At 39.8% G+C, this 22,951-nt stretch carries 21 protein-coding genes; 11 read left to right on the top strand and 10 right to left on the bottom strand.

What is annotated here, in order from left to right:
• Positions 1–159: 159 nt before the first annotated feature.
• The gene (gene yihA, locus P8629_RS11190) at positions 160–798 is read right to left on the bottom strand and encodes a ribosome biogenesis GTP-binding protein YihA/YsxC (protein WP_278166221.1); all 639 of its coding nucleotides are present in this window, start codon (positions 796–798) and stop codon (positions 160–162) included.
• 104 nt (positions 799–902) lie between these two features.
• On the opposite strand from yihA, the gene P8629_RS11185 reads away from it, so the two are divergent.
• From P8629_RS11185 to P8629_RS11165, 5 genes are all read left to right on the top strand, one after another.
• Entirely contained in the window at positions 903–2,897 is a 1,995-nt protein-coding gene (locus tag P8629_RS11185) for a cytochrome c biogenesis protein ResB (protein ID WP_278166220.1), read from the top strand.
• Positions 2,894–4,069, top strand: coding sequence for a c-type cytochrome biogenesis protein CcsB (gene ccsB, locus P8629_RS11180; protein WP_278166219.1), 1,176 nt, complete (start codon positions 2,894–2,896; stop codon positions 4,067–4,069). Before P8629_RS11185 ends, ccsB begins: the two co-directional genes overlap by 4 nt.
• A 22-nt stretch (positions 4,070–4,091) precedes the next feature.
• Positions 4,092–4,715, top strand: coding sequence for a thiol:disulfide interchange protein DsbA/DsbL (locus P8629_RS11175; RefSeq protein WP_278166218.1), 624 nt, complete (start codon positions 4,092–4,094; stop codon positions 4,713–4,715).
• A 164-nt stretch (positions 4,716–4,879) separates the two neighbouring features.
• On the top strand, positions 4,880–6,523 hold the full coding sequence (locus P8629_RS11170) for an acetolactate synthase large subunit (RefSeq protein ID WP_278166217.1): 1,644 nt from the start codon (positions 4,880–4,882) through the stop codon (positions 6,521–6,523).
• Between the two features lie 53 nt (positions 6,524–6,576).
• The gene (locus P8629_RS11165) at positions 6,577–6,915 is read left to right on the top strand and encodes a hypothetical protein (RefSeq protein ID WP_278166216.1); all 339 of its coding nucleotides are present in this window, start codon (positions 6,577–6,579) and stop codon (positions 6,913–6,915) included.
• 4 nt (positions 6,916–6,919) lie between these two features.
• On the opposite strand, the gene P8629_RS11160 is transcribed toward P8629_RS11165, so the two are convergent.
• Positions 6,920–7,486, bottom strand: coding sequence for a nitroreductase family protein (locus P8629_RS11160; RefSeq protein WP_278166215.1), 567 nt, complete (start codon positions 7,484–7,486; stop codon positions 6,920–6,922).
• A gap of 279 nt (positions 7,487–7,765) precedes the next feature.
• On the opposite strand from P8629_RS11160, the gene P8629_RS11155 reads away from it, so the two are divergent.
• Both P8629_RS11155 and P8629_RS11150 read left to right on the top strand, forming a co-directional pair.
• Positions 7,766–8,680, top strand: a complete 915-nt coding sequence (locus tag P8629_RS11155; protein ID WP_278166214.1) for a hydrogen peroxide-inducible genes activator — start codon at positions 7,766–7,768, stop codon at positions 8,678–8,680.
• Between the two features lie 117 nt (positions 8,681–8,797).
• Positions 8,798–9,451 carry an MlaA family lipoprotein gene (locus tag P8629_RS11150; RefSeq protein WP_278166213.1) on the top strand — a complete coding sequence of 218 codons (654 nt, stop codon included), beginning with the start codon at positions 8,798–8,800 and terminating at the stop codon, positions 9,449–9,451.
• A gap of 49 nt (positions 9,452–9,500) precedes the next feature.
• On the opposite strand, the gene P8629_RS11145 is transcribed toward P8629_RS11150, so the two are convergent.
• The 6 genes from P8629_RS11145 to P8629_RS11120 are packed head-to-tail and all read right to left on the bottom strand — an operon-like array spanning position 9,501 to position 15,355.
• Positions 9,501–9,818, bottom strand: a complete 318-nt coding sequence (locus P8629_RS11145; protein WP_278166212.1) for a Na+/H+ antiporter subunit G — start codon at positions 9,816–9,818, stop codon at positions 9,501–9,503.
• A gap of 12 nt (positions 9,819–9,830) precedes the next feature.
• Positions 9,831–10,100, bottom strand: coding sequence for a K+/H+ antiporter subunit F (locus tag P8629_RS11140; RefSeq protein ID WP_278166211.1), 270 nt, complete (start codon positions 10,098–10,100; stop codon positions 9,831–9,833).
• Positions 10,094–10,591: a Na+/H+ antiporter subunit E gene (locus P8629_RS11135; protein WP_278166210.1), complete on the bottom strand. Its 498-nt coding sequence runs from the start codon at positions 10,589–10,591 to the stop codon at positions 10,094–10,096. The genes P8629_RS11140 and P8629_RS11135 overlap by 7 nt, the downstream gene beginning before the upstream one ends.
• On the bottom strand, positions 10,588–12,114 hold the full coding sequence (locus tag P8629_RS11130; RefSeq protein WP_278166209.1) for a monovalent cation/H+ antiporter subunit D: 1,527 nt from the start codon (positions 12,112–12,114) through the stop codon (positions 10,588–10,590). The genes P8629_RS11135 and P8629_RS11130 overlap by 4 nt, the downstream gene beginning before the upstream one ends.
• Positions 12,111–12,512 carry a Na+/H+ antiporter subunit C gene (locus P8629_RS11125; protein ID WP_278166208.1) on the bottom strand — a complete coding sequence of 134 codons (402 nt, stop codon included), beginning with the start codon at positions 12,510–12,512 and terminating at the stop codon, positions 12,111–12,113. Before P8629_RS11125 ends, P8629_RS11130 begins: the two co-directional genes overlap by 4 nt.
• Positions 12,512–15,355: a monovalent cation/H+ antiporter subunit A gene (locus P8629_RS11120; protein ID WP_278166207.1), complete on the bottom strand. Its 2,844-nt coding sequence runs from the start codon at positions 15,353–15,355 to the stop codon at positions 12,512–12,514. The genes P8629_RS11125 and P8629_RS11120 overlap by 1 nt, the downstream gene beginning before the upstream one ends.
• A gap of 298 nt (positions 15,356–15,653) precedes the next feature.
• Here P8629_RS11120 and P8629_RS11115 point away from each other — a divergent pair, with 298 nt between their 5' ends.
• Positions 15,654–17,411 carry a Na/Pi cotransporter family protein gene (locus P8629_RS11115; protein ID WP_278166206.1) on the top strand — a complete coding sequence of 586 codons (1,758 nt, stop codon included), beginning with the start codon at positions 15,654–15,656 and terminating at the stop codon, positions 17,409–17,411.
• A 2-nt stretch (positions 17,412–17,413) separates the two neighbouring features.
• Complete coding sequence (locus P8629_RS11110) at positions 17,414–17,665, top strand: hypothetical protein (RefSeq protein WP_278166205.1); 252 nt, start codon at positions 17,414–17,416, stop codon at positions 17,663–17,665.
• 11 nt (positions 17,666–17,676) lie between these two features.
• Here P8629_RS11110 and P8629_RS11105 read toward each other — a convergent pair whose 3' ends face one another.
• On the bottom strand, positions 17,677–17,904 hold the full coding sequence (locus P8629_RS11105; protein WP_278166204.1) for a hypothetical protein: 228 nt from the start codon (positions 17,902–17,904) through the stop codon (positions 17,677–17,679).
• A gap of 4 nt (positions 17,905–17,908) precedes the next feature.
• Complete coding sequence (locus P8629_RS11100) at positions 17,909–18,328, bottom strand: secondary thiamine-phosphate synthase enzyme YjbQ (protein WP_278166203.1); 420 nt, start codon at positions 18,326–18,328, stop codon at positions 17,909–17,911.
• A gap of 202 nt (positions 18,329–18,530) precedes the next feature.
• On the opposite strand from P8629_RS11100, the gene P8629_RS11095 reads away from it, so the two are divergent.
• Positions 18,531–20,693: a response regulator gene (locus tag P8629_RS11095; protein WP_278166202.1), complete on the top strand. Its 2,163-nt coding sequence runs from the start codon at positions 18,531–18,533 to the stop codon at positions 20,691–20,693.
• A gap of 115 nt (positions 20,694–20,808) precedes the next feature.
• Positions 20,809–22,860, top strand: a complete 2,052-nt coding sequence (locus P8629_RS11090) for a M3 family metallopeptidase (protein ID WP_278166201.1) — start codon at positions 20,809–20,811, stop codon at positions 22,858–22,860.
• Positions 22,861–22,951: the final 91 nt, after the last annotated feature.

Here is a 22,951-nt window from a genome sequence, read left to right as displayed (position 1 = left end):
GTCTCTCAGTTGGAAATAGATACGGTTGTTGAACAACTCAACAACCGTCCAAGAAAATGCTTAGGATACAAAACACCAAATGAGGTGTTTTGGAATAAGAACGTTGCACTTACGAGTTGAATGTATGCCTCATAAAAAACGCCCAGGCCTGGGCGTTTTTTATACGTCTTTTGTTTCGGGTTTGACTTTAACTGGACGTTCATACTCCATCCATTCATCTAGCTTTGCCCAGACTTCTTCCAGCCCTTGGCGTTTTAAAGAAGAAAACAACTGCACCGTCGCATGCGGATATTTTTCATCCAACAGTTGCCTCATTTTTAACAGACTGTTTTGTGCCGGCCCTTTTTTTAACTTATCGGACTTCGTCAATAAAATATGTACCGGTAAATTCAACGTCAGCGTCCAATCCAACATCATTAAATCAATTTCAGTTGGCGGCATTCTTGAGTCCACCATCATAATCAATCCTTTCAGCGACGCACGCACTTCAATGTATTCCGACAAACTCCTTTCCCAAGCACGTTTAGTATTCACATTCACTTTGGCATACCCATAACCCGGCAAATCGACTAATTTACGCTGTTCATCACATTCAAAAAAATTAATTAACTGTGTTCGACCCGGTGTTTTACTGGTTTTAGCCAACCCTCTTTGTGAAGTAATCACATTCAAAGCGCTGGATTTACCTGCATTGGAGCGCCCGGCAAACGCCACTTCATAGCCGAAGTCTTCTGGACAATGCGATAAATCGGGCGCCGATTTTAAATAAGTTGCTTGTTGGTAAAGTGGGTGTTGCATAAGGTAGCTTGCCTGTTGGTTAGGTTTTCATTCTTTATCAATAGTGTGAATCGGTATATACTTTACAATCTTTTTTTAATGATTATTTAAGAATATTTATTTATATGGCCGATTTATCGAACACTTCAAGCCCATTGCCAAAGCGTAAGCCCGGCATTTTTATCCAGTTTTTAGGATCCATGAATTTAGCGGTCACCCTATTGGTGATGCTGGCAATTGCTTCAGTAATCGGAACGGTTTTACAACAAAACCAAGTTTTTCAAGATTATATTATAAAATTTGGGCCTTTCTGGACTCAAGTGTTTAATGAACTAGGATTATTCCATGTTTATGGCGCTGCTTGGTTCATTTTAGTCCTCTTATTCTTATTAATCTCTACCAGTGTTTGTGTCAGCCGAAATGGCCCGACTTTTTTAAAAGAAATCAGACAATACAGTGAAAAACTGTCTTTAAATGCTTATAAACATCAACCGCACTCTGTCACTTACACTCCTGAATCTTTCGAAACAGAAACCGCTCAATCAATCTTAAAACAACAAGGCTATAAAACAAAAATTCATCAACGAGAAGATGGTGTTACCGTTGCCGGTTTGAAAGGCCGCTGGAATCGCTTAGGCTATATTTTCACTCATATCTCGATTATTGTGATTTGTATCGGTGCCCTCTTCGACAGTAATTTATTATTGAAATACCGTGAACTGACAGGCACTTTAGCGCCTGAAACTCGTACGGTGGGTTTAGATAAGATTCCTCAAAAATCTTGGTTAGGGCCAGAGAATTTTTCATTCCGAGGGTCGGTCAATATCGCAGAAGGTCAGAAATCGGATGTGTTATTTCTACCTTATGAACGCGGTTTCTTAGTTCAAAAACTGCCTTTTACCATCGATGTTAAAGACTTCCGTATTGAGTATTACGATACGGGCATGCCAAAATCTTTTGAATCGGATATTGTTTTAAGTGCACCTGATTTAGATAAACCGATCGAAAAAACCATTGCGGTCAATCACCCACTGTTTTATAAAAATTATGCCATTTATCAATCTTCTTTCGGTGACGGTGGCAGTTTGATGAAATTAAAAGTACACCCGCTTCTGTCCCCTACCAATAATCCGCTTACGTTAAATACGGCTGTCGATAAGGTAGAACCATTGAAAACACCGATGGGTACTTATCGTTTGGAGTTAAACGACTTTAAAATGTTCAACATTGTGCCAGCCAGTGAAGAAGAAAAAGCTAAAACAGGCAAGAAAATGCATAACAATGGCCCGACCATCATTTTTAAAGTTCGAAATGATCAGGGTAAAGCTTGGGAGTATGAAAACTATATGCAACCCAGCTTACAGGATGGTCGTTGGTTCTTTATGACTGGGATGAGAACCTCTCAAGCGGAACCGTTCCGTTATTTATTTATTCCAGCAGATCAGCAACGTCAAAAAACGCGTTTCTTTAATTTTTTAGCATTGATCAACAATAAAAATAAATCTCAAGAAGTATTAAAAGAAGCCTTTCCACAAGAAAAAGGTGTGGATGATCGAACTTATCAGCTTCAAATGCGATTGTTAAACCAGTTAATGGTGTTATTCCGTCAAAAAGGATTTAACGGTATTAGCTTGTTTGTGCAAAAAAATGTCCCCGCTAAAGATCAACCAAAAGTGAAAGATTACTATATGGGACAAACCAGTTTAGCGCTTCAAACACTTTACTTAAATGTTTTAAAGCAAGAAAAAGTTAAAGAATTAGACAATATTTCTGACTTCAATAAACAATGGTTTGAGGATGCGATTACAGTCATCAATAGCTTGCCAAACTATGGCCCGCCAATGTATTTTGAATTGGATTCTTTTAAACAAATCGAATCCACCGGTCTGCAAATCACGAAATCCCCTGGAAAAGATATCGTTTATTTTGGAAGTGCTTTACTTATAATTGGGGTCTTCTTCTTATTCTATGTGCGTCAGAAACGCATTTGGTTAGCCTATTCTGAAAAGGAAGGCACGTTAACCATTGCAGGAAAAGATAATAAAGAGCTACCTGAAGTGGCAAAAGAATTTCAACAAATTGTACAAGCAGTACAATCTAAAATGCAGGTGAAGTCATGAGTACAATGAATTCTTCGATGGAAATGGATCAGTTAAAGAAACCTTTTTCCATAAGCGATATTATTTGGACAGTCGCCGTTATTGCGGGTGCTATTTATGCTTGGAAAAGTTTTGGCCAATTAATGGATGTCTACGAAATAGGCATTTTAGCAGGAGCATCTGTCGGCTTGATTGCTTTTGGTAAAATCTGGCCCAGCATTAGAACATTGTCTTATGCAGTAGCCGCATTAAGTTTATTGGCGCTGTGGAGCTATAGTCACCATGGCAATCAAATCTCCGCCAATGAGCAGGCCTTCTTTTTAAAGTTTTTAATTTCGAGTCAATCTGCATTTATGTGGATGAGCGCTTTATTTGTAATGGCAACCGTTGCTTATTTTCTAGCGCTGTTTTCTAAGTCGAATTATGTTGGCAAAGTGGCCAGTGCCATTGCCTGGTCAGGGGTTGCTTTTGGATTGGTGGGCATGATGGTTCGCTGGCGCGAATCTTATCTCATTAACCCAGATTACGGTCATATTCCGGTCAGTAGCCTATATGAAGTCTTCATTCTATTTGCTGTTTTGACAACGTTAATTTATCTGTATTACGAACAAAAACTGCGTACCCGCTCAATGGGCGGCTTTGTTATGCTGATTGTCAGTGCCGCTATTGGTTTCTTACTGTGGTATACCTTTGATCGTGAAGCCCATGTGATTCAACCGCTGGTACCAGCTTTGAAAAGCTATTGGATGAAGATTCATGTGCCTGCCAATTTTATTGGATATGGTTCTTTCTCAATTGCCGCTATGGTCGGTCTAGCGTATTTAGTTACTGAAAAATTCCAAACCAAAAACCCTGATTCACAATTTGTAAAATCCATGCCGAGTTTAGAAAGTATGGATGACTTAATGTATAAAACCGTTGCATTGGGCTTTGCCTTTTTCACCATTGCAACCGTGTTAGGCGCCATGTGGGCAGCCGAAGCCTGGGGCGGTTATTGGTCTTGGGATCCTAAAGAAACTTGGGCTTTAATTGTTTGGTTAAACTATGCAGCTTGGTTACATATTCGCATGTCAAAAGGCTGGCGTGGTCGTCCAATGGCAATGTGGGCTTTAGTTGGTTTATTAGTGACCACATTTGCTTTCCTAGGTGTCAATATGTTCCTATCGGGCCTTCATTCTTACGGTGAACTTTAATTTTCAGAATTTAGGAATTTCGATGTTGAGAAAATTTTTCATTATCAACCTGCTCTGCTTAGGCTTTGTAGCACAACCCGCTTTTGCAAAGGATGCTTTTGGGATAGCTGAAGGTGAGGAATATAAAAAAATTCCAACGCCTCAATCCATTGCTCCAAACGAGAAAAAGGTTGTTGAAGTGTTTTATTATGGCTGCCCACACTGTTATGAATTGGAAAGCAGTGTGCATCAATGGGTTAAAAACAAACCCAAAGAAGTGCATTTTGAACGTATGCCAGCGGTTTTGAATAATCCTAATTGGGTCTTTATGGCACGGGTTTTCTATACCGCTAAATTTTTAGGCATTGAACAACCTTTCCATACCAAATATTTTGATGCCATTCAGCGTGATCGTAAGCCTATTTTTAATGTCGATGCTTTGGCAAAATTTGTCGAACCGATGGGCATCAAACCAGACGCTTACAAACAAATGTTTAACAGCTTCCAAGTGACCAGTGCTGTGTCCCGTGCAAAACAAATGACACAAAATTACGGTATTGACGGTGTTCCCGCTGTGATAGTCAATGGAAAATATCTAACAGACGTTCCAATGGCTTCTTCTCGAAAAGCTTTATGGAAAGTGGTTAATCAACTGCTTAATCAATAACCTATCCGCTTTAAGAATACCATTGGCCTCAATGGTATTCATCCCCTTCTGCAATGCTAATTTTGCGCTTCAATGCTTTTTAAGTTTATAATCGACACAACGCAAAACACATTAAAACTGACCAGGCCTGGCTGTTTTTAATCACTTAACGGAATAATGAAATAATGAAAGCATCTAATCTCTTCGTACAATGTTTGGAAAACGAACAAGTTGAATACGTTTTTGGTATTCCCGGCGAAGAAAACATGGATATGATGGATGCCTTATTAGATTCCGATATTGAATTTATTACCTGTCGCCATGAACAAGGGGCTGCTTTTATGGCGGATGTTTATGGTCGTTTAACTGGAAAAGCTGGTGTGTGTTTATCCACCTTAGGGCCCGGTGCCACTAATTTAGTGACAGGGGTTGCTGACGCCAATATGGATAACTCTCCCGTTGTCGCCATTGCAGGACAGGCTGCCACCACACGCTTACATAAAGAATCTCATCAAGTGGTTGACTTGGTGAATCTGTTCAAACCGATTTCAAAGTATGCCACTCAAGTATTAGAGCCAGAAACGATTCCAGAAGTAATCCGAAAAGCTTTTAAATTAGCCCAAGCGGAAAAGCCAGGCGCGGCTTTTATTGATTTTCCAGAAAATATCAGTGAGATGCTGACCCCAGAAAAACCGTTACCGGTTATTCAATCTCGTTTGTCATTAGCGGATCATAAACTAATAGAAAAAGCCGCTTCGATTATTACAAGCGCTAAAAAGCCCCTTATTCTGGTTGGAAACGGTGCGGTTAGAGCGAATGCCAGCCGTCAATTGGAAGCTTTTTCAAAACATTATCAAATTCCCCTCGTGAATACGTTCATGGCGAAAGGTGCCGTTCCACATTATAAAAACCCTTTGTCAGTCGGCACTACAGGATTGCAAAAAGGCGATTATGAAAATGGGGGCTTTGCAGAATCTGATCTGGTGATTTGTATCGGGTTTGACATGGTGGAATATCATCCGCATTTATGGAACCCAAACCGTGAACATACCATCATTCATATTGACACTTGTCCGGCCGAAGTCGATTACAGTTATATTCCGGATGTAGAACTCATCGGTAATATTGGCCGTAATTTAAGTGCTTTAATGGAAAAATTGCCTAATAAAAAATATGAACCCATTCCATTTCCTTTAAGAGAAGCGATGATTCAAGAAATGGAACGTTGTTCAGACAGTGATGCTTGGCCAATGAAACCCCAGAAAATTATTTGGGACCTTAGAACCGCAATGAATCGAGAAGACATTGCTATTTGTGACGTTGGCGCTCATAAGATGTGGATGGCGCGCTTTTTCCGTTCGGAACTCCCCAACACCTGCATTATTTCTAATGGCTTCGCCAGCATGGGGATTGCCGTTCCTGGCGCGATTGGGGCAAAATTGGCTTTTCCGGAAAAAGCCATTGTCGCAGTCACGGGTGATGCTGGGTTTATGATGAACTCACAAGAAATTGAAACCGCTTTACGCTGTAATACGCCTATCGTGATCCTTATTTGGAATGACAACCAATATGGTTTGATTAATTGGAAACAAAAACGCCGTTATGGACGTTCTGCGTATATTGATTTCCAAAATCCCGACTTTGTAAAATATGCTGAAGCCTTCGGAGCAACAGGGGTTCGAATAAATACCGCCAGTGAATTACTGCCAGCTTTGAAAACTGCTTTAAAAGCCAATACTGTCACCATTATTGATTGCCCTGTCGATTATTCTGAAAATGACCGTTTAACAGAATTATTAGGGAATGTACTTTCAGAAATTGAATCTTAACCGCTTTAATTCGGTAATATACGTAAAAAGAAACTCAATATGACAGTGAGCCTATGATTTATATAAAACATAACGCCAATAATGAAATTGAAGACCTTCAGTTTTCTAACTTACCAGGGTATACGCAATCCAGCCTTTATGACCCAGAAATCAAAGCGTTTCTTGAAAACACACAAAATGAAGAATTGATTAAAAAAGTCCTGACCAATTTAGATTTAGAGATGGTGCGTGTCATTGAAGATATGGTGAACCTGATGGTTGAAAAAGGACTCATCCTTTTTACCGATTTACCGGAACCTGTGCAAAATAAATTATTGTTCAAACGCTCTTTAAGAAAATCTTTAAACGTTGAACCAAGCCTGATCGATGAAGAAGAAACTTTAAATTTTTAAGATATTACGCTAAATAAGTGGTCACTCTCTCAATGGGTTGACGAACCGATTTCCCTACACACTCTGGAAAGCCCATATACAAAGCACCGATTAATTTTAATTGAGAAGAATTAATCGATAAAAGTTCATAGGTTCGCTTATCTTCAATAATTGGACCTGTACTCCATTGAACCCCTATTTCAGTGTCCCAAGCCGCTAATTGAAAGTTTTGAATAGCACAACTGCAAGCAGCATAATCTTCTTGAATCGTGACAGGTTCTTGCGCTAAAACCTGCCCTACCAAAATAACTTGTGGAATGGCTTGAAACTTGACAATGGCTTTCTGATAAATTTCATCAAAAGTATCAGAGCCACGCTCAGTTCGTTTTAAAGCCCTGTTCTCTGCATAAATATCAGCCAATTTTGCTTGTGTTTCCTGCCCTATTACCCAAAAACGCCAAGGTTCTGTCATTTTATGATTAGGCGCCCAAATTGATGCTTCGAGACAATGATTAACTAAATCCAACGGGATTAATTTTGATTTAAATTGATAAATTGTTCGACGGGATTTAATAATTTCTAAAATAGACATAGAATAACTCTTGAATAACTGTTAGTAATTGCTCTGGATAAACTGTAACAAAATGTGGATAAAAAATAGAATAAATAAATCCTCTATACTTATGCACAATTCATTCACAGTTCATACAAACAAACTAACAGGAGTTAACACACCAGTTATAAACAAGTTAACTCATTGATAATAAAAATTAAAACAAACTTATCCTTATAAATCGCTTTGACTAATAAGAACAGAAACAAAAAAAGAATATATATATACATATATATCTCTTAACTGTGAATAGGCTTTATGACTTTAAATGAATTGAAATATTGTGTTGAACTCGCCAATGAAAAACATTTTCGAAAAGCATCTGAAAAATGTTTTGTTAGTCAACCAACCTTGAGTATTGCAATTAAGAAATTAGAAGAAGAATTAAACGTTACGTTATTTGAAAGACGCAAAAATGAAGTCATTATCACACCTATTGGCAAACAAGTTGTTGAACTTGCGAAAGATATTCTTCAAAAAACACATACTATTAAAGAAATTTCGCAAGATGAACAATCACAAACGACTGAACTAAAAATTGGCGTCATTTATACGATTGGACCGTATCTACTGCCTAGTTTGATTTCAAAATTTCATCAAAAAGCACAAAATATTCGATTATCAATTGAAGAAAATTACACCCATATTCTTTCTCAAAAGCTGCAATCTGGAGAATTGGATATCATTATTGTCTCTTTACCTTTTGACGAACCTAACATTGAAACTTGTCCTGTTTATGAAGAAGAATTTGTTGCTGCAATTCCAAAAAATAATCCATTATCTGAATTAGATGAAATTGCTTTAGATGAAGTGAAAAATGAAACAGTTTTATTATTAGGGGCTGGTCATTGTTTTAGAGATCAGGTGTTAGAAGCTTATCCGAATTTAATTCATCTCCATGCTAAAGATAATCCCTTACAGAGAACGCTAGAAGGTAGCTCCTTGGAAACAATTCGGTATATGGTGGCCTCAGGGGCAGGTATTACAGTTTTACCTTGTAGTGCCTGTCAGAATGCGGATGACTTATTAGTTTATCGTCCATTAATTAATCCAAAACCCAAAAGAACGGTTGTTATGGCCTGGCGTAAAAGTTTTCCACGACAAAAAGTGCTCCAAGTTTTTAAAGATACCCTAAAATTAATACGCTTACCTTGTACAATCAACCCATCTTAAAAGAAGAGTTTTTATTTAAAAATGTATGTTCGATTTTTAACATTTATATTCTTATGTTTACCGACACTTGGATTTTCAGAAAGCCAGTTTACTCAAAATGTCGCTGATAGACCGGCAATGAATAGTCATGACCCTTATGAAGACTATAATCGAGCAATATATGACTTTAATATGGCATTCAGTGATGCGATTGGTGAACCGGTTGCAAATGCCTATAATGATGTTTTACCTTCTCCGGTTAAAAAAGGCATCAGTAATTTTTTTAATAATTTAAAAGAACCCATTAATACGATTAATGCTTTGTTTCAAGGCAATGTAGAAGGCGGGTTAACCAGTATTATGCGGTTAAGCTTAAATACCACTTTAGGGTTATTTGGTTTAATTGATATTGCTACCCCTGCCGGACTGGATTATCAAAAAGAAGATTTGGGTCAAACGCTTTATAAATGGGGAATGTGGTCTGAATCTTCGTTCATTATGATGCCGATTATTGGGCCTTACACTACACGAGAATTGGTTGGGAGTAGTATTGATTCGCTTTATAATCCAACGTATCCCTATTTGATTCAAACCGATTTAGAAGGTCGTATTATGTTGTTTCTAGGGGAAAAATTCGTTGATTATACCCAAATTGTGTATTTGGCAAGAGTCGTTAAACAGCAACCGGATCCGTATATTTTCATGCGGGAAAGTTATTTACAGCATCGTTTGAATTTAATCTATAACGGAAACCCACCGGCTCCGAATTTGGATGATTTTAATTTTGAGTAACTGATTTAATATTTAGATAAAAATAGCCAGGCCTGGCTATTTTTTAAGATTATTCAATCCGATTCTGAGTCTTTTTGAGTTGTTTTACTTTGATATGCATGGCTGCTTTTGCCATTAAATGCGCACTGACTGGAGCAGTAATAAACAAAAATAAAGTGATGAGAAGCTCATGCAAACTCAAGGTGTTTTTTTCAAAAGAAAAATAGAGTGCTGATGCAATTAAGATAGCACCAACGCCAAGGGTTGTGGCTTTAGTTGGCCCATGTAAACGCATAAAAAAATCGGGCAGTTTGAATAAGCCAAACGAACCGATTAGCGTAAATATTGCGCCGATGATGATGAGTAATGCCAACAATATTTCAAACATTCTAACTTTCCTTTATTCCATGATATCGCCGCGCAATAAGTATTTGCTTAAAGCAACGGTTCCGACAAAGCCCATTAATGCAATTAGCAGCGCGGCTTCAAAATACAAAGCACTGCCTAGATAAAGTCCAAATAAAATCAATAGGGCGATGGTATTAATGTACAGCGTATCTAACGCTAAGATTCGATCTGGAATGGAGGGCCCTTTCACTAAACGATAGAAGCTTAAAATCAAAGCCAGTGCAACCATAATAAATGCAAGTTCTAAAGCGATCTCTAACATGTTGGAAATACCTCCATTAATGGGTGCTCATAGCGTTGTTTTATTTCCTGAATGGTTTCGGCCGCGTCTTCAATATGTAAAGCGTGAACAAGCAACTGCTTTCGATCCGATGATAAATCACAAGACACGGTTCCTGGCGTTAAAGAGATCGTATTGGCTAAAAAACTAATGCCTAATGGATGTTTAATGTCTAAATCAATGGTTAGAAAGCCGGGTTGTAGGTGATCCGTTTTTCCTAAAATTAATTTAGCCACCGTCACATTTGCCACCAAAATATCCCATAAAACAATCCCTAGAAATTTAAGTAAGGTTACAGGGTGTTTCAAACAGACTTTTTCTGGCCAGAAGCTGGAGGTGAACATGGGAATAATCCATGCCAGAATAAACCCAAGCACGATATGTCCTGCACTAAAATCATTGTTCAGTAATAGCCAGATTCCCCATAAAAATAAACTTAAGATGGGATGCGGTAAGATTTTTTTAATACTCATGGTGACACCTTCCCAACCGCTGGGGTATTAAAAACGGAATCAATATAATGATTCGGGTTAAATAATTGTTGTGCAATGCTGTCCGTCATGGACGTAATTGGTTGGGCGAAGACCACTAGCACAATACTGGCTGAAAACAATAAGATAACCGCTAAATAAGCCAATTTATTTAGCGGTTCATCAGTTGAATCAACATTGGGTTGAAGATGATAAAACAAAACAGATCCTGAACGAGCCATGGCAATAATCATAATTAAACTGGCAATAAGGACAATGGTTAATATCCATCCAAAATACTCATTGTCTAGAGCGGATGAGAGAATGAGTACTTTTCCAAAAAAGCCCGATAAAGGCGGCATACCCACCATCGCGATGGCAGCAAAGATAAAAGTCGATCCAATCAGAATCGCTTGAGGCATTGTAGGGCCGGATTTAAAGTGATCTTCTAAAGATCCTTTGCCTCGAGCAATGATGTCTGCCAACAAGAAGAAGCCGCCTGCGATTAAAGTGGAATGGATTAGATAATATAAACTGGCGGATAAAGCTGCAGGAGTATTCAGCCCAATCCCGATTAATAGGGTAGCGACAGAAGCCAGCACCAAATAAGCCACCTGTTCTCTTAAACCGCGAGAAGCCATGACACCTAATGCTGCCAGAATGATGGTTATCAGACCCAGTCCAAGTAACCAAGGTGTATAGAAAAAAGCCAGCTCTTGTGCATTGTCACCAAATACTGTGCCGTGAACACGGATAATGGCATAAAGTCCAACTTTGGTCATAATCGCAAATAAGGCGGCAACCGGAGCAGAGGCATTCGCATAAGCTTGTGGTAGCCATAAATACAATGGAAACATCGCAGCTTTGATACCAAACACCAGTAATAATAGTAAACCAGCGGCTGCCACCACGCCTTGATCTTCAGAGGAAAGAAGAGCGACTTTATTAGCCATATCTGCAATATTCAACGTCCCTAATACACCATAAAGTGCGCCAACAGCAAATAAGAAAAGGGTAGAACCAATTAAATTGATCACGACATATTGCAGACCCGCTTTGGTTCTCAAACGACCACCACCATGAAGCATCAACCCGTAAGAAGCCAGTAATAATACTTCAAAGAAAACGAACAGGTTAAAAACATCGCCCGTCATGAAGGCGCCATTCAAACCGAACAGCTGTATTTGAAACAAAACATGGAAATGGGACCCTTGTGCATCCATTTTTGTCGAAATTGCATACCATAATGCACCGACGGCTAAAATGGCGGTGATGAAAATCATCAGAGCAGACAGTTGATCTAAAACTAAAACGATGCCATATGGCGCTACCCAGTTTCCTAATGCATAGACTTGCGGAGAGCCTTGACTGGCAACATGCAAGAGTTCCACACTGACGGCGAGCAGTGCCAGAACCAATAAAAAACTGAGTAAACGTTGTAAATTCAGCCCAGCTTGACGTATCAATAAAACAATAACCCCACCAATTAAGGGGATTAAAACGGGTAAAAAAGGTAATGAGTTCATCCGTGAGAGGCCTCTTTATTGGGTTGCTGTGATTTCACGGTCGCTTTTTTATCATAAGGGACTTCATCGGGGGCCAAATGTAAGCCGTCGACATGGTCATTGCCCAGTTCGGAACGAGATTTCAACGCTAATACAATTAAAAAGGCAGTCATCCCAAATGCAATAACAATGGCTGTCAACACCAAAGCTTGTGGTAACGGATCGGTATAACCGCCCTGAGCAGGATTAATGACAGCCGGTAAACCGATGGTTAATCGACCCATAGCGAATAAAAAGACATTAACGGCATATGCTAATAACGTTAAGCCTAATACCACTGGAAACGTTCGTGCTCTTAAAGTTAAAAACACACCACTGGCGGTTAATACGCCAATGACGATAGCAATGAGTAATTCCATTATTTAACCTCCGAGATTGTGGCATCCTGAAGTGGTGCCTGTTCTGGATGATGAGAGGCATAGCTCAAACGGCCCAACTGAACCAGACTCATGACGGTGGCTCCGACGACGACCAGAAAGACGCCTAAATCAAAAGCAATTGCACTGGCGACTTCAAAGTCACCGACGACCGGCCAATGAAGATGGGTAAAGGCTGAGGTTAAGAACGGATAGCCAATTCCCATCGCGACTAACCCCGTTGAAATCGCAATCAGTAAGCCTACACCAATCGACCAATGCATATCGACTTTAATGCGGTTACTGGTCCATTCAATTCCATTGGCTAAATATTGCACAATCAAGGCGATGGAAGCGATTAAACCAGCAATGAATCCACCGCCTGGCAGGTTATGACCGCGTAAGAAAATAAAGACCGCTACCAGTAACATCATTGGTAAGAGCAGACGTGTTAAGGTTTGCATGATTAATGGATGTTTATCGGTATTCCAAATTCGACCATTTTGATCGCGTTTTGGCGCCGTCAGCTTCATGCCTTGTAACATAGCAAAAACACCCAGGCCTGCCAACGCCAAGACCACAATTTCGCCTAAGGTATCAAAGCCACGGAAATCCACCAAAATGACATTAACCACATTGGTTCCACCGCCACCTGGCAGACTGTTTTCCAAGAAATACTGAGCGATGGTTTCATAATCACGCGTCAAGACAGATAACGCTAGCAAAGTAACACCTATGCCCGAGAAAACCGCTAATAAACCATCTCGCCATAATCGTATTTTTCCGATTTCTCGAGGGGTTTTCTGTGGCAAATAGTACAGCGCTAACAATAATAAAACGATGGTAACGACTTCAACCGAAAGCTGAGTTAAAGCCAGATCGGGTGCTGAAAACTTAATAAAGCCGACCGAGATGACTAATCCAACCACTCCAATAACAACCAATACCAATAATCGTCTTCGATGGAAGACAATCGTTAATAAAGCGGCTAGCATTAATCCGACGGCAACAATGAGCGTCACCATATCTACAGGAAGCATTTCGCGCGTGCCTAACAGCGGGGAAGACTGAGATAAAAAGCCATAAACACCGAAAACTAATGAGGCAAAAATAATCCAGGCTGACGCATTTTGAAGGGAGCCTTTATCAAATTTTGCGCGAACTCGAATTGATGCATTGAATAATTTCTGTAACCAAAAATTAAAATACAGTCGGCCATCAATATGTCGAATATAGCGTTCATAAAAGGTAAAGAAACGATGACGCATAAGGTACACGCCGACCCCTAGAGAAAGTGCAATTGCACTCATCATTAAGGCATAAGTAAATCCATGCCAAATCGCTAAACTGTAAGCAGGAGCTTCGGTTTGTAAGGTGCCAATAACCGCAACGTGCAGTAACGGCGCCACGGTATAAGCAGGGAAAATCCCGACGGCGAGACACACAATGACCAGTAAATCGACTGGAATTTTCATAAAACGAGGCGGTTCATGTGGGGTTTTAGGTAAATCAACCGGTTCTCCATTAAAAAACACATCATGAATAAAACGCAAAGAATAGGCCACGGATAGAATTCCCCCTATCGTCACCAGCACCGGAATCATCCAAGCAAAACTCGAAATCTGCGAAGCATGGACAGCCTGCTCAAAAAACATTTCTTTACTTAAAAAACCGTTCAATAATGGCACACCCGCCATTGCGGCTGAGGCGATGATGGCTAATGCCGCCGTATGAGGCATATATTTGATCAGTCCATTTAGCTTGCGCATATCACGCGTGCCTGTTTCATGATCAATAATACCCGCCACCATGAATAAAGACGCTTTGAAGGTAGCGTGGTTAATGATATGAAAGATAGCGGCGACAGCAGCAAGCTGGGTTCCAAAACCAAACAATAGCGTAATCAAGCCCAAGTGACTGATTGTGGAGTAGGCCAACAAGCCTTTTAAATCGTGTTTAAAGAAAGCTGTATAGGCGCCAATTAATAACGTTATCATTCCAGCGCCACCGACTAACCAAGACCATTCTTCGGTGCCGGATAAAACTGGAAAAAAGCGGGCTAATAAGAAAATACCAGCTTTAACCATGGTAGCGGAATGTAAATAAGCTGAGACAGGGGTGGGTGCTGCCATCGCATGTGGTAACCAGAAGTGGAAAGGAAATTGAGCCGATTTGGTAAATACACCCAGTAAAATAAGCACTAAAATGGGTAAATATAAAGGGTGAGCACGAACAATATCGCCTGCCAGGAGTACGTCACTAAGCTGGTAACTACCGACCACGTGCCCTAGTAATAACACCCCCCCTAATAAAGCCAAGCCTCCAGCACCGGTTATGGCTAGCGCCATACGAGCGCCTTGTCTGGCATCTTTACGCTGTTGCCAATAACTGATTAGTAAGAAAGAGGTAATGGAGGTCAGTTCCCAGAAAACCACTAGTTGTATCAGGTTTTCAGATAACACGATCCCTAACATGGATCCCATGAACATCAATAGATAGGCGAAGAAACGCCCCATACAATCTTTTGAAGCCAAGTAGTAACGGGCATAGAAAATGACTAAAAGCCCAATGACTAAAATTAATAAAGCAAAAAGAAGGGCTAGGCCATCTAGACGAAAAGCGAACTGTAAGCCAATGGAATCAACCCAAGACCAGCTTTGAATCAGGGTTTTCCCTTCAAAAATTTGGCTTATTGAAGGGACGAGAAAAGCCAAGGATAATAAGGCAACTCCTCCGCTGGTCCATGCAGCCGCTAAACGATTAAATTTTGAAGACCAGGCCACTATGATGGCGCCAAAAAACGGCAAAAGCACAACAATAGGAAGATTAAAAGCCAATAAATTCATAGCAATCCAAGTTAATTATAAATGTAGTTTATAACTAAACAAGATTACCACAAACCAGTGTAGAGTCAATGTTTTAGGGGTCTATATCTAATTCAAATCCCAATTTTTAATCAGCAAAGGATAAAAAAATAATGAAAAGGATTAAAAGGCGACCTCTTCCTAGAAGGAATAAATTTTAATGAAATTTTTAAGTAGTTTTACTTTGTTTGAGTTTACAGATAGGATAAACCTTAAAATCGTGATTAATCCTGTTAAAAAGCGCTTTACAGATCCAAAAGACTAGGAATTTACAGACCTTATGAAAAATTTAAAAACCATTTTATTATCTGCGCTGATATTCCTATTAATAACCGGGTGGGTGTTTGCAGGGGATGACTTTAATGACAAATTAGATTGGCCCAAAATGATTATGGAATTATTGGGTGGCTTGGCATTATTTCTATTTGGACTGGATTTATTGATTAAAAGTTTGCTTGCGGTGGCTGGCGAAAAAATGAAAGTCTTGTTGGAAAAGCTGACGGTGAATCGCGTAACGGGTGCGATTTCCGGAGCTTTGGTGACGGCGGTCATTCAATCTTCTTCAGTGACGACAGTGTTGGTGGTCGGTTTCGTTTCAGCGGGTTTGATGACAGTTGCACAGGCTGCCAGTGTCATTATGGGAGCCAATCTCGGTACCACCATTACCGCGCAAATCGTGGCGTTTAAAATTACCAATTTAGCGCTGTTGATGATTGCCGTTGGGTTTGTTTTGCAGTTTGTCGGCCAACGCAGCCGAACTCGCAGTTATGGAGAATTAATTTTAGGGCTGGGGTTAATCTTTTTTGGCATGAATGTCATGAGTGAAGGGATGGCTCCACTAAAAAGTTATGAACCCTTCCTCAATTTGATGGTGGAAATGCAAAACCCCTTTTATGGCATCTTGACAGGATTGATTTTCACAGCTTTGGTTCAGTCATCTTCCGCCACAATCGGGATTGTGATTGTTATGGCAAGTAATGGATTTTTGACCTTGCCTGCTGGGATTGCTCTTTCAATGGGGGCAGATATTGGAACCTGTATTACCGCTGTACTTGCTTCAATTGGTAAATCTCGAGATGCCATACGCTCTGCGATGATTCATGTAGGATTTAATATTTTAGGGGTTTTGATTTGGTTACCGTTTATTTCCATCTTGGCCTATTTATCAGTGTCCATTTCACCATCAATTATGCCAGACATTATGACAATGGAGACTTTAGCAGAAAATACGCCCCGAGAAATCGCCAATGCCAATACCATTTTTAAATTGTCTGCACTTTTGCTATTTTTACCGATGATTCCTTTATTCGTTTGGGCCGTTTACAAGCTTTATCCTGTTGTCGAAGACGAAAATAATCAACGGGATATCAAACCTAAATTTTTAGATAATAGCCTGTTATCCGCACCCTCAATGGCATTAGATGCTGTGGAAATGGAACTCGAGGCCTTCCATCAGAAATTCAGTACTTTCTTTAATCATACCGTTCAGAACGCTGATTCCATCACATTGGATAAGTTAACTTTTGAAGATAAATATACCGATCGTTTGAAGAGTTATCAGCATGAAATTTTGCTGTATTTAGGGAAAATAAGTCAATCCGATTTAGATGAATTACTCCAAAAACGACATCTAAAATTGGTGACCGTAATGAATATTTTGGAATCCATGATTGAAACGGTGGATTCGGGAATTATTCAGGCGAAGCATTTGGCCTTTGAAAATAAATTTAAACCCAGTGAAACTATGGTCAATCTATTAGGAAGTTTGGCAAAAGAGGTGGGTAAATCGGTTGATAATGCTATTATTTCTTTGGTGGAATCAAACAAAGACAAGGCGTTATTAGTCGTATCCGTTAAATCAACCATCGATCATTTGATTCAAGAAGCTTTACAGCATCAAGCCCGTTATTTGAAAGCCGATAATCAACGTATCATGATTTTTAGGTTGGAGATGCAAATAGTCGATGCCTTAAAACGAATGCATACTCTGTCAAAACGCATCGCGCGCTTTCAGTTAACCGAACAAGAAGGATCATAGTTATGAAAAAAATATTTTTAATGATGTGTAGTTTGCTGATATTGACTGGTTGTAGTAGCAATACGAAGTTTGTTAAAAAACCCAACCAAACCGATAAGCAATTTCGAAATGACGTGATGTATTGTAAAGGTGAGGCGTTAGGGCAATGGAATGATCGAAACGGTGTTTCTCAGGTTAATTTGAGAAGTCAGCAAATGGGTCCTATGTCGTATGAAGATTGTATGCTTGAAATGGGCTATCCTCAAGCACGCTAAAGAGATTGATCTCAATCAAAATGCGGGTGGAGTAGGTGTTCTGCTTGCGTCATTTCTTTGTTAGCATGATCACTGCGATGAACTTCATATTCTGTAAAATGTCCATCTTCCTGAGCAACCAGCTCTTCTCCGACTTTTTTCAAATATTCTGGGTCATTATGTTTGGTTTTGAAAATCAAGTTATGTTTCCCCTTCACTTTTAGAACAAAGTGAATCGGGTCTAAGATTTCATTGGTCACCTGTTTAGTCTCCTTGAATCGTCACGATGACCTGCCGATTAAAGCGTCCGGTGCGATGTTCATATAAAAACAGACCTTGCCATGTGCCCATATTCAGCTCTCCGTTTGAAATGGGTAACGTGTGGCTGGTTTCTGTCAAAAGTGTGCGAATATGGCCAGACATATCATCATCCCCTTCATAGTTATGACGATAGTTTTTATCACCATCAATGACATGCCGTTGCATCCAATATTCGATATCTTGACGAACAGTCGGGTCAGCATTTTCGGTCACAATTAAAGAGGCGGAGGTATGTTGGCAAAAGACATGACATAACCCAACACTGATATCCGATTCCGCAATCACATCATTAATATCGTCAGTGATATTAAATGTACCTCGGTTTGAGGTGTGGAACGTTAAAGTGGTTTGATAGGTTTTCATTAAGTCTGTCCAAATTTATTAATAAAATTAAAAATGAATCGATTTTTAATATTACCTATTTTCAATAAGGAATCCAAATTATCACTCGAGTTAAAGTGACGAATCAGAAAAGTGATAACCTTTTAGGGTAGAATCATGGTTGGAACTTCTAAAAAGTTTTATGGCGTTTTTTCAAGGTGTTAGAGTTTAAGAGGTCTGTTATATGTCCAGTGTTTCGCTTAACAACGCCATTCAGCTTGACCAATTCAAGTTGGTCATTAATAACTCTACTGTCAGTAGTTTAGGCAATATTGCAGTTGCCGCCTTTTTAACCTATTTAATTATTGATTCGCTGTCCAATACATTGGCTGTCTTTTGGCTAGCTTATATGATTTTAGTCAGTGTAGTGAGAATCGGTTATGGCCGTTTTATCCGATTGCATGTTTCTTTAGATAACCGTAAATATTATCAACACCGATATTTTATTTTAATTCTTCTGACAGCTTTTGGCTGGGCTTATGCCAGCCTCGCGTTATTTGTTGAAAATGATACGACCCTTCAAAGCTTTTTGGTGATGAGTATTGCCGGAATCAGTTCCAGCAGTGTTTCCTCTCTTTCACCTGTTAAATCCTATTTTTATAGCTTTATTATCATCGTCATTACCCCTTTATTGTTGAAGTTCGCAACCACTTACGAAGTTTATGGTATGGCCTTCTCGCTAATCTTGTTATTGTTTTTAATGTTTATGATCAAGTCTGCTAAACATTATCAAGAAGCGATTAAGGGTAGTTTGAGTCTAAATTATCAAAATGTGGGGTTGATCAAAGAACTCAATCAAGCAAAGCAAGAAGCGGATGCTTCTAATAAACTGAAAAGTGAATTTTTGGCAAATATGAGTCATGAAATTCGAACACCGATGAATGGCATTATTGGTATGACTGGCTTGCTGTTGGATACTTCGCTTAAAAAAGAACAACGGGATTTGACCTTAACCGTTAAAGAAAGCTCAGAATCGTTATTGGCCATTATTAATGACATCTTAGATTTTTCTAAAATTGAAGCTGGAAAAATGGAGCTGAATTATGAGCCAATTCAATTGGTGCCCTTTTTGGACAGTGTGATGGAAATGGTCGCATCTTCAGCGCAGTCTAAAAGGCTTAATTTAGCCTATTTTATTGATCCCGAATTACCGACTGAAATTGAAACCGATGGGGTTCGTTTGCGTCAGGTTTTAATCAACTTGTTGAGTAATGGCATTAAGTTTACCGATTCCGGTTATGTGTGCTTGAAAGTGACTGCTTTGCATTCAGGCTCCGCCAGAATTCAATTTAAAGTGACGGATTCCGGAATTGGTATTTCTGAAGAAGGTCAAGCCAAGTTGTTTAATGCTTTTAGCCAGGTAGATGGTTCCAGTATGCGAGTCTTTGGAGGAACCGGGCTTGGATTAACGATTTCAAAACAAATTTTGAACTTGTTAGATGGGCATATTTCCGTTAAAAGTGCGTTGGGAAAAGGGGCTTGTTTTTGTTTTGATATCCCTTCTCGTGTTATTAGTTCAACCGTTTGTTTACCCCCATTTGAGAAAGAAACCCCTTTGATTTGGGTGATGCCAGAAGATGATTTAAAACCGAAAATGATCGCATTTTTCGAGCAGCTCAATATCAAAGTGTATTCTTATACTTTCACTGAATTAGAAGAGCAAAATTTAGATTCTACAACGCCTGTATGGATTGATATGACAGAAGGGATGAAAACCTCTGAATGGACCTTAGAAAAGGTTCAAGCGTTAAAGGCAAAATATTCTTTTGTGACGTTATTGCTCACGCATCAACAAGCCAATGAATGGCATCATCAGATTAATGAACTGAATATCAGTACACGCATTAAACCGATTAAATATAGTCATCTTTCGCACTGGCTTTCTACTTACCAAGCAAAAGAAGACTTCGTTGAAACCTCTTTTGACACGTCTAGTGCTACTTTTGGAGAGTCTAAAATTCACTTAAAATTACTGTTGGCTGAAGATAATTTAGTGAACCAAAAGTTAGCTACGGCATTATTAAAGAAGCTCGGCATTATCCCGGACGTTGCCAACAACGGTAAAGAAGCATTACAAAAACTTGAAGAGAATCATTATGATTTAGTCTTGATGGATTGTCAGATGCCGATTAAGGATGGCTATCAAGCCACTACAGAATTGCGGCAATGGACTAGTCCGATCAAAGATGTGGTGGTGATTGCTTTAACCGCTAATGCCATGCAGGGAGATGAACAAAAATGTTATGCTGCCGGCATGAATGATTATATTACCAAGCCAGTGAACCCGACCGTTTTAAAAGAAAAATTGCAAAAATGGGTCGCGGTCATACAAGAAAGCTCGTCTTAATTTAACAATCATCAAAACCAAATGGATGGGTGAAAGACGTTTTTAAAGTCCCGCGCTTATTCGTTATAATTGCTGAATTAACTCCCTATTGAACTTAATACATTGGAAAGAATGCATGAACCCATTATTACAGACAGATCAGTTGCCAAATTTTGAAGCGTTTCACGTGGAACATATCGTCCCGGCAGTTGAGACGTTATTATCGGAGAACCTTGCTGAAATTGAAGCTTTGGTCAATGTGGATGATTCGCCAACCTGGGAAAACTTTGTCGAACCTTTAGAAGTTCTTAACAATCGGTTAGAGCGTGTTTGGGGGCCGGTGGGCCACTTGGATGGCGTAAAGAATTCCGATGAATGGCATCAGGCCTATACAAGTTGTCTGGAAAAGATTACCGATTTTTACACAAAGGTAGGACAAGATCAGGGTTTATTTAAAAAGTTTCAACAGATTGCACAATCAAGTGAATTTGAAAAGTATTCACTGGCGCAGAAAAAAGTAATTGAAAATGCATTGCGTGATTTCCGCTTGTCAGGAATTGATTTGCCGAAAGACAAGCAGGCCGAGTACAAATCTTTGTCGCAACAGCTGTCTCAGTTGAGCAGTCAGTTTGGTAACAATGTGTTGAAAAGTACCCAGGCCTGGTCAAAATTCATTGAAAATGAAGAAGCACTGTCTGGTTTGCCTGAAGGGGCGATGGGGTTACTTGCGCAATTAGCAGAACAAAAAGAAGCTTATCAAGGCAAAAAAGGATGGCTGGTGACGTTGGATTTCCCTTCTTACCTGGCGGTGATGACCCATGCCGATAGCCGTGCGTTGCGAGAGGAAGTGTATCAAGCGTTTGCCACGCGCGCCTCTGAAAAAGCGCAAGACCCACAATATGACAATTCGGATATTATTGAAAAGATTCTGAAATTGCGTCATGAAAAAGCGCAATTGCTTGGCTTTGAGCATTATGCTGAATTGTCGTTGGCCACCAAAATGGCAGGCACGCCGGAACAGGTAATCGGGTTTTTAAGAGACTTGGCGCAAAAATCCAAACCACAGGCAGAAAAAGAGTTAGCAACATTATCGGCCTTTGCGAAAAAAGAGCTGGGAATTGATACCTTGCATCCTTGGGATGTCACGTATGCCTCTGAAAAATTTAAAAATGCCACGCTGTCGTTATCACAAGAAAAATTACGCCCGTATTTCCCAGTCACCAAAGTATTAGAAGGGTTGTTTAATATCACAGAGACCTTGTTTGAAGTGTCAGTGAAAGAAAAACAAGGCGTGTCGGTATGGCACGATGACGTGCGTTATTTTGAAATTTTGGATCAAAACGGTCAAAAAATCGCCGCTTTTTATTTAGATTTGTATGCGCGTGAAAACAAGCGCGGCGGCGCCTGGATGGATTCGGCCATTAGTCGTTGGCGTCATCCAAGTGGTGAACTGCAATCTCCTGTGGCCTATCTGGTGTGCAATTTTACGCCGCCAATAGGAAATCAACCGGCCTGTTTAACACATGACGAAGTCACGACTTTGTTCCATGAGTTTGGGCATGGGTTGCATCATATGCTGACGGAAATGGAAAATTTTGATGTGTCAGGGATCAATGGCGTGCCATGGGATGCGGTGGAATTGCCGTCTCAGTTTATGGAAAACTTTTGTTGGGAGCGGGCTGGCATTGACCAGATGACGGCGCATATTGAAACCGGTGATGTCTTGCCTGACGATTTATTTGAAGCGTTGCAGCAAAGCCGAGGATTTCAGTCAGCGATGATGATGGTGCGTCAGTTGGAGTTTGGGTTATTTGATTTTCTGTCTCACTCGACCTATAACCCGATCGCACCTCAGCCGGTGTTAGAATTAGTGAACCAAGTTCGCCAAGAAGTGGCTGTCATTATGCCACCGGACTATAACCGCTTTGCGCAAAGTTTCAGTCATATTTTCGCAGGCGGTTATGCAGCCGGTTATTTCAGTTATAAGTGGGCCGAAGTATTATCATCAGATGCCTTCAGTTTGTTTGAAGAAGAAGGGATTTTGAATCCAGAAATCGGTGTAAAATTTAAAAATACGATCTTAGCAGCGGGCGGGTCTGTTCACCCGATGACTCTGTTCAAAGCTTTTCGAGGGCGTGAACCAGAAATTGACGCTTTGTTACGTCATTCAGGCATTAAAGCCGCCTGATCTTATTTTAACAATTATTCATCCTCAAAAATGCCCAGGCCTGGGCGTTTTTGTTTTGTCTTATCTCTTCATAATCATATTGAATAATCTT

The organism is Hydrogenovibrio sp. 3SP14C1 (genome assembly GCF_029625905.1).
GTDB lineage: Bacteria > Pseudomonadota > Gammaproteobacteria > Thiomicrospirales > Thiomicrospiraceae > Hydrogenovibrio.
Note: the sequence above shows the minus strand (reverse complement) of the source record. Positions and strands in the feature narration are given on the sequence as shown.

Excerpts from the sequence above, each read along its gene's own strand:
- P8629_RS11145 (WP_278166212.1), bottom strand. The coding sequence starts at position 9,818 with ATGTTTGAAATATTGTTGGCATTACTCATCATCATCGGCGCAATATTT.
- P8629_RS11165 (WP_278166216.1), top strand. The coding sequence starts at position 6,577 with ATGATTTATATAAAACATAACGCCAATAATGAAATTGAAGACCTTCAG.
- P8629_RS11160 (WP_278166215.1), bottom strand. The coding sequence starts at position 7,486 with ATGTCTATTTTAGAAATTATTAAATCCCGTCGAACAATTTATCAATTT.
- P8629_RS11100 (WP_278166203.1), bottom strand. The coding sequence starts at position 18,328 with ATGAAAACCTATCAAACCACTTTAACGTTCCACACCTCAAACCGAGGT.
- ccsB (WP_278166219.1), top strand. The coding sequence starts at position 2,894 with ATGAGTACAATGAATTCTTCGATGGAAATGGATCAGTTAAAGAAACCT.
- P8629_RS11140 (WP_278166211.1), bottom strand. The coding sequence starts at position 10,100 with ATGTTAGAGATCGCTTTAGAACTTGCATTTATTATGGTTGCACTGGCT.
- P8629_RS11175 (WP_278166218.1), top strand. The coding sequence starts at position 4,092 with ATGTTGAGAAAATTTTTCATTATCAACCTGCTCTGCTTAGGCTTTGTA.
- P8629_RS11125 (WP_278166208.1), bottom strand. The coding sequence starts at position 12,512 with ATGGAATTACTCATTGCTATCGTCATTGGCGTATTAACCGCCAGTGGT.
- P8629_RS11170 (WP_278166217.1), top strand. The coding sequence starts at position 4,880 with ATGAAAGCATCTAATCTCTTCGTACAATGTTTGGAAAACGAACAAGTT.
- P8629_RS11115 (WP_278166206.1), top strand. The coding sequence starts at position 15,654 with ATGAAAAATTTAAAAACCATTTTATTATCTGCGCTGATATTCCTATTA.
- P8629_RS11150 (WP_278166213.1), top strand. The coding sequence starts at position 8,798 with ATGAATAGTCATGACCCTTATGAAGACTATAATCGAGCAATATATGAC.
- P8629_RS11135 (WP_278166210.1), bottom strand. The coding sequence starts at position 10,591 with ATGAGTATTAAAAAAATCTTACCGCATCCCATCTTAAGTTTATTTTTA.
- P8629_RS11095 (WP_278166202.1), top strand. The coding sequence starts at position 18,531 with ATGTCCAGTGTTTCGCTTAACAACGCCATTCAGCTTGACCAATTCAAG.
- P8629_RS11090 (WP_278166201.1), top strand. The coding sequence starts at position 20,809 with ATGAACCCATTATTACAGACAGATCAGTTGCCAAATTTTGAAGCGTTT.
- P8629_RS11130 (WP_278166209.1), bottom strand. The coding sequence starts at position 12,114 with ATGAACTCATTACCTTTTTTACCCGTTTTAATCCCCTTAATTGGTGGG.
- P8629_RS11185 (WP_278166220.1), top strand. The coding sequence starts at position 903 with ATGGCCGATTTATCGAACACTTCAAGCCCATTGCCAAAGCGTAAGCCC.
- P8629_RS11110 (WP_278166205.1), top strand. The coding sequence starts at position 17,414 with ATGAAAAAAATATTTTTAATGATGTGTAGTTTGCTGATATTGACTGGT.
- yihA (WP_278166221.1), bottom strand. The coding sequence starts at position 798 with ATGCAACACCCACTTTACCAACAAGCAACTTATTTAAAATCGGCGCCC.
- P8629_RS11120 (WP_278166207.1), bottom strand. The coding sequence starts at position 15,355 with ATGAATTTATTGGCTTTTAATCTTCCTATTGTTGTGCTTTTGCCGTTT.
- P8629_RS11155 (WP_278166214.1), top strand. The coding sequence starts at position 7,766 with ATGACTTTAAATGAATTGAAATATTGTGTTGAACTCGCCAATGAAAAA.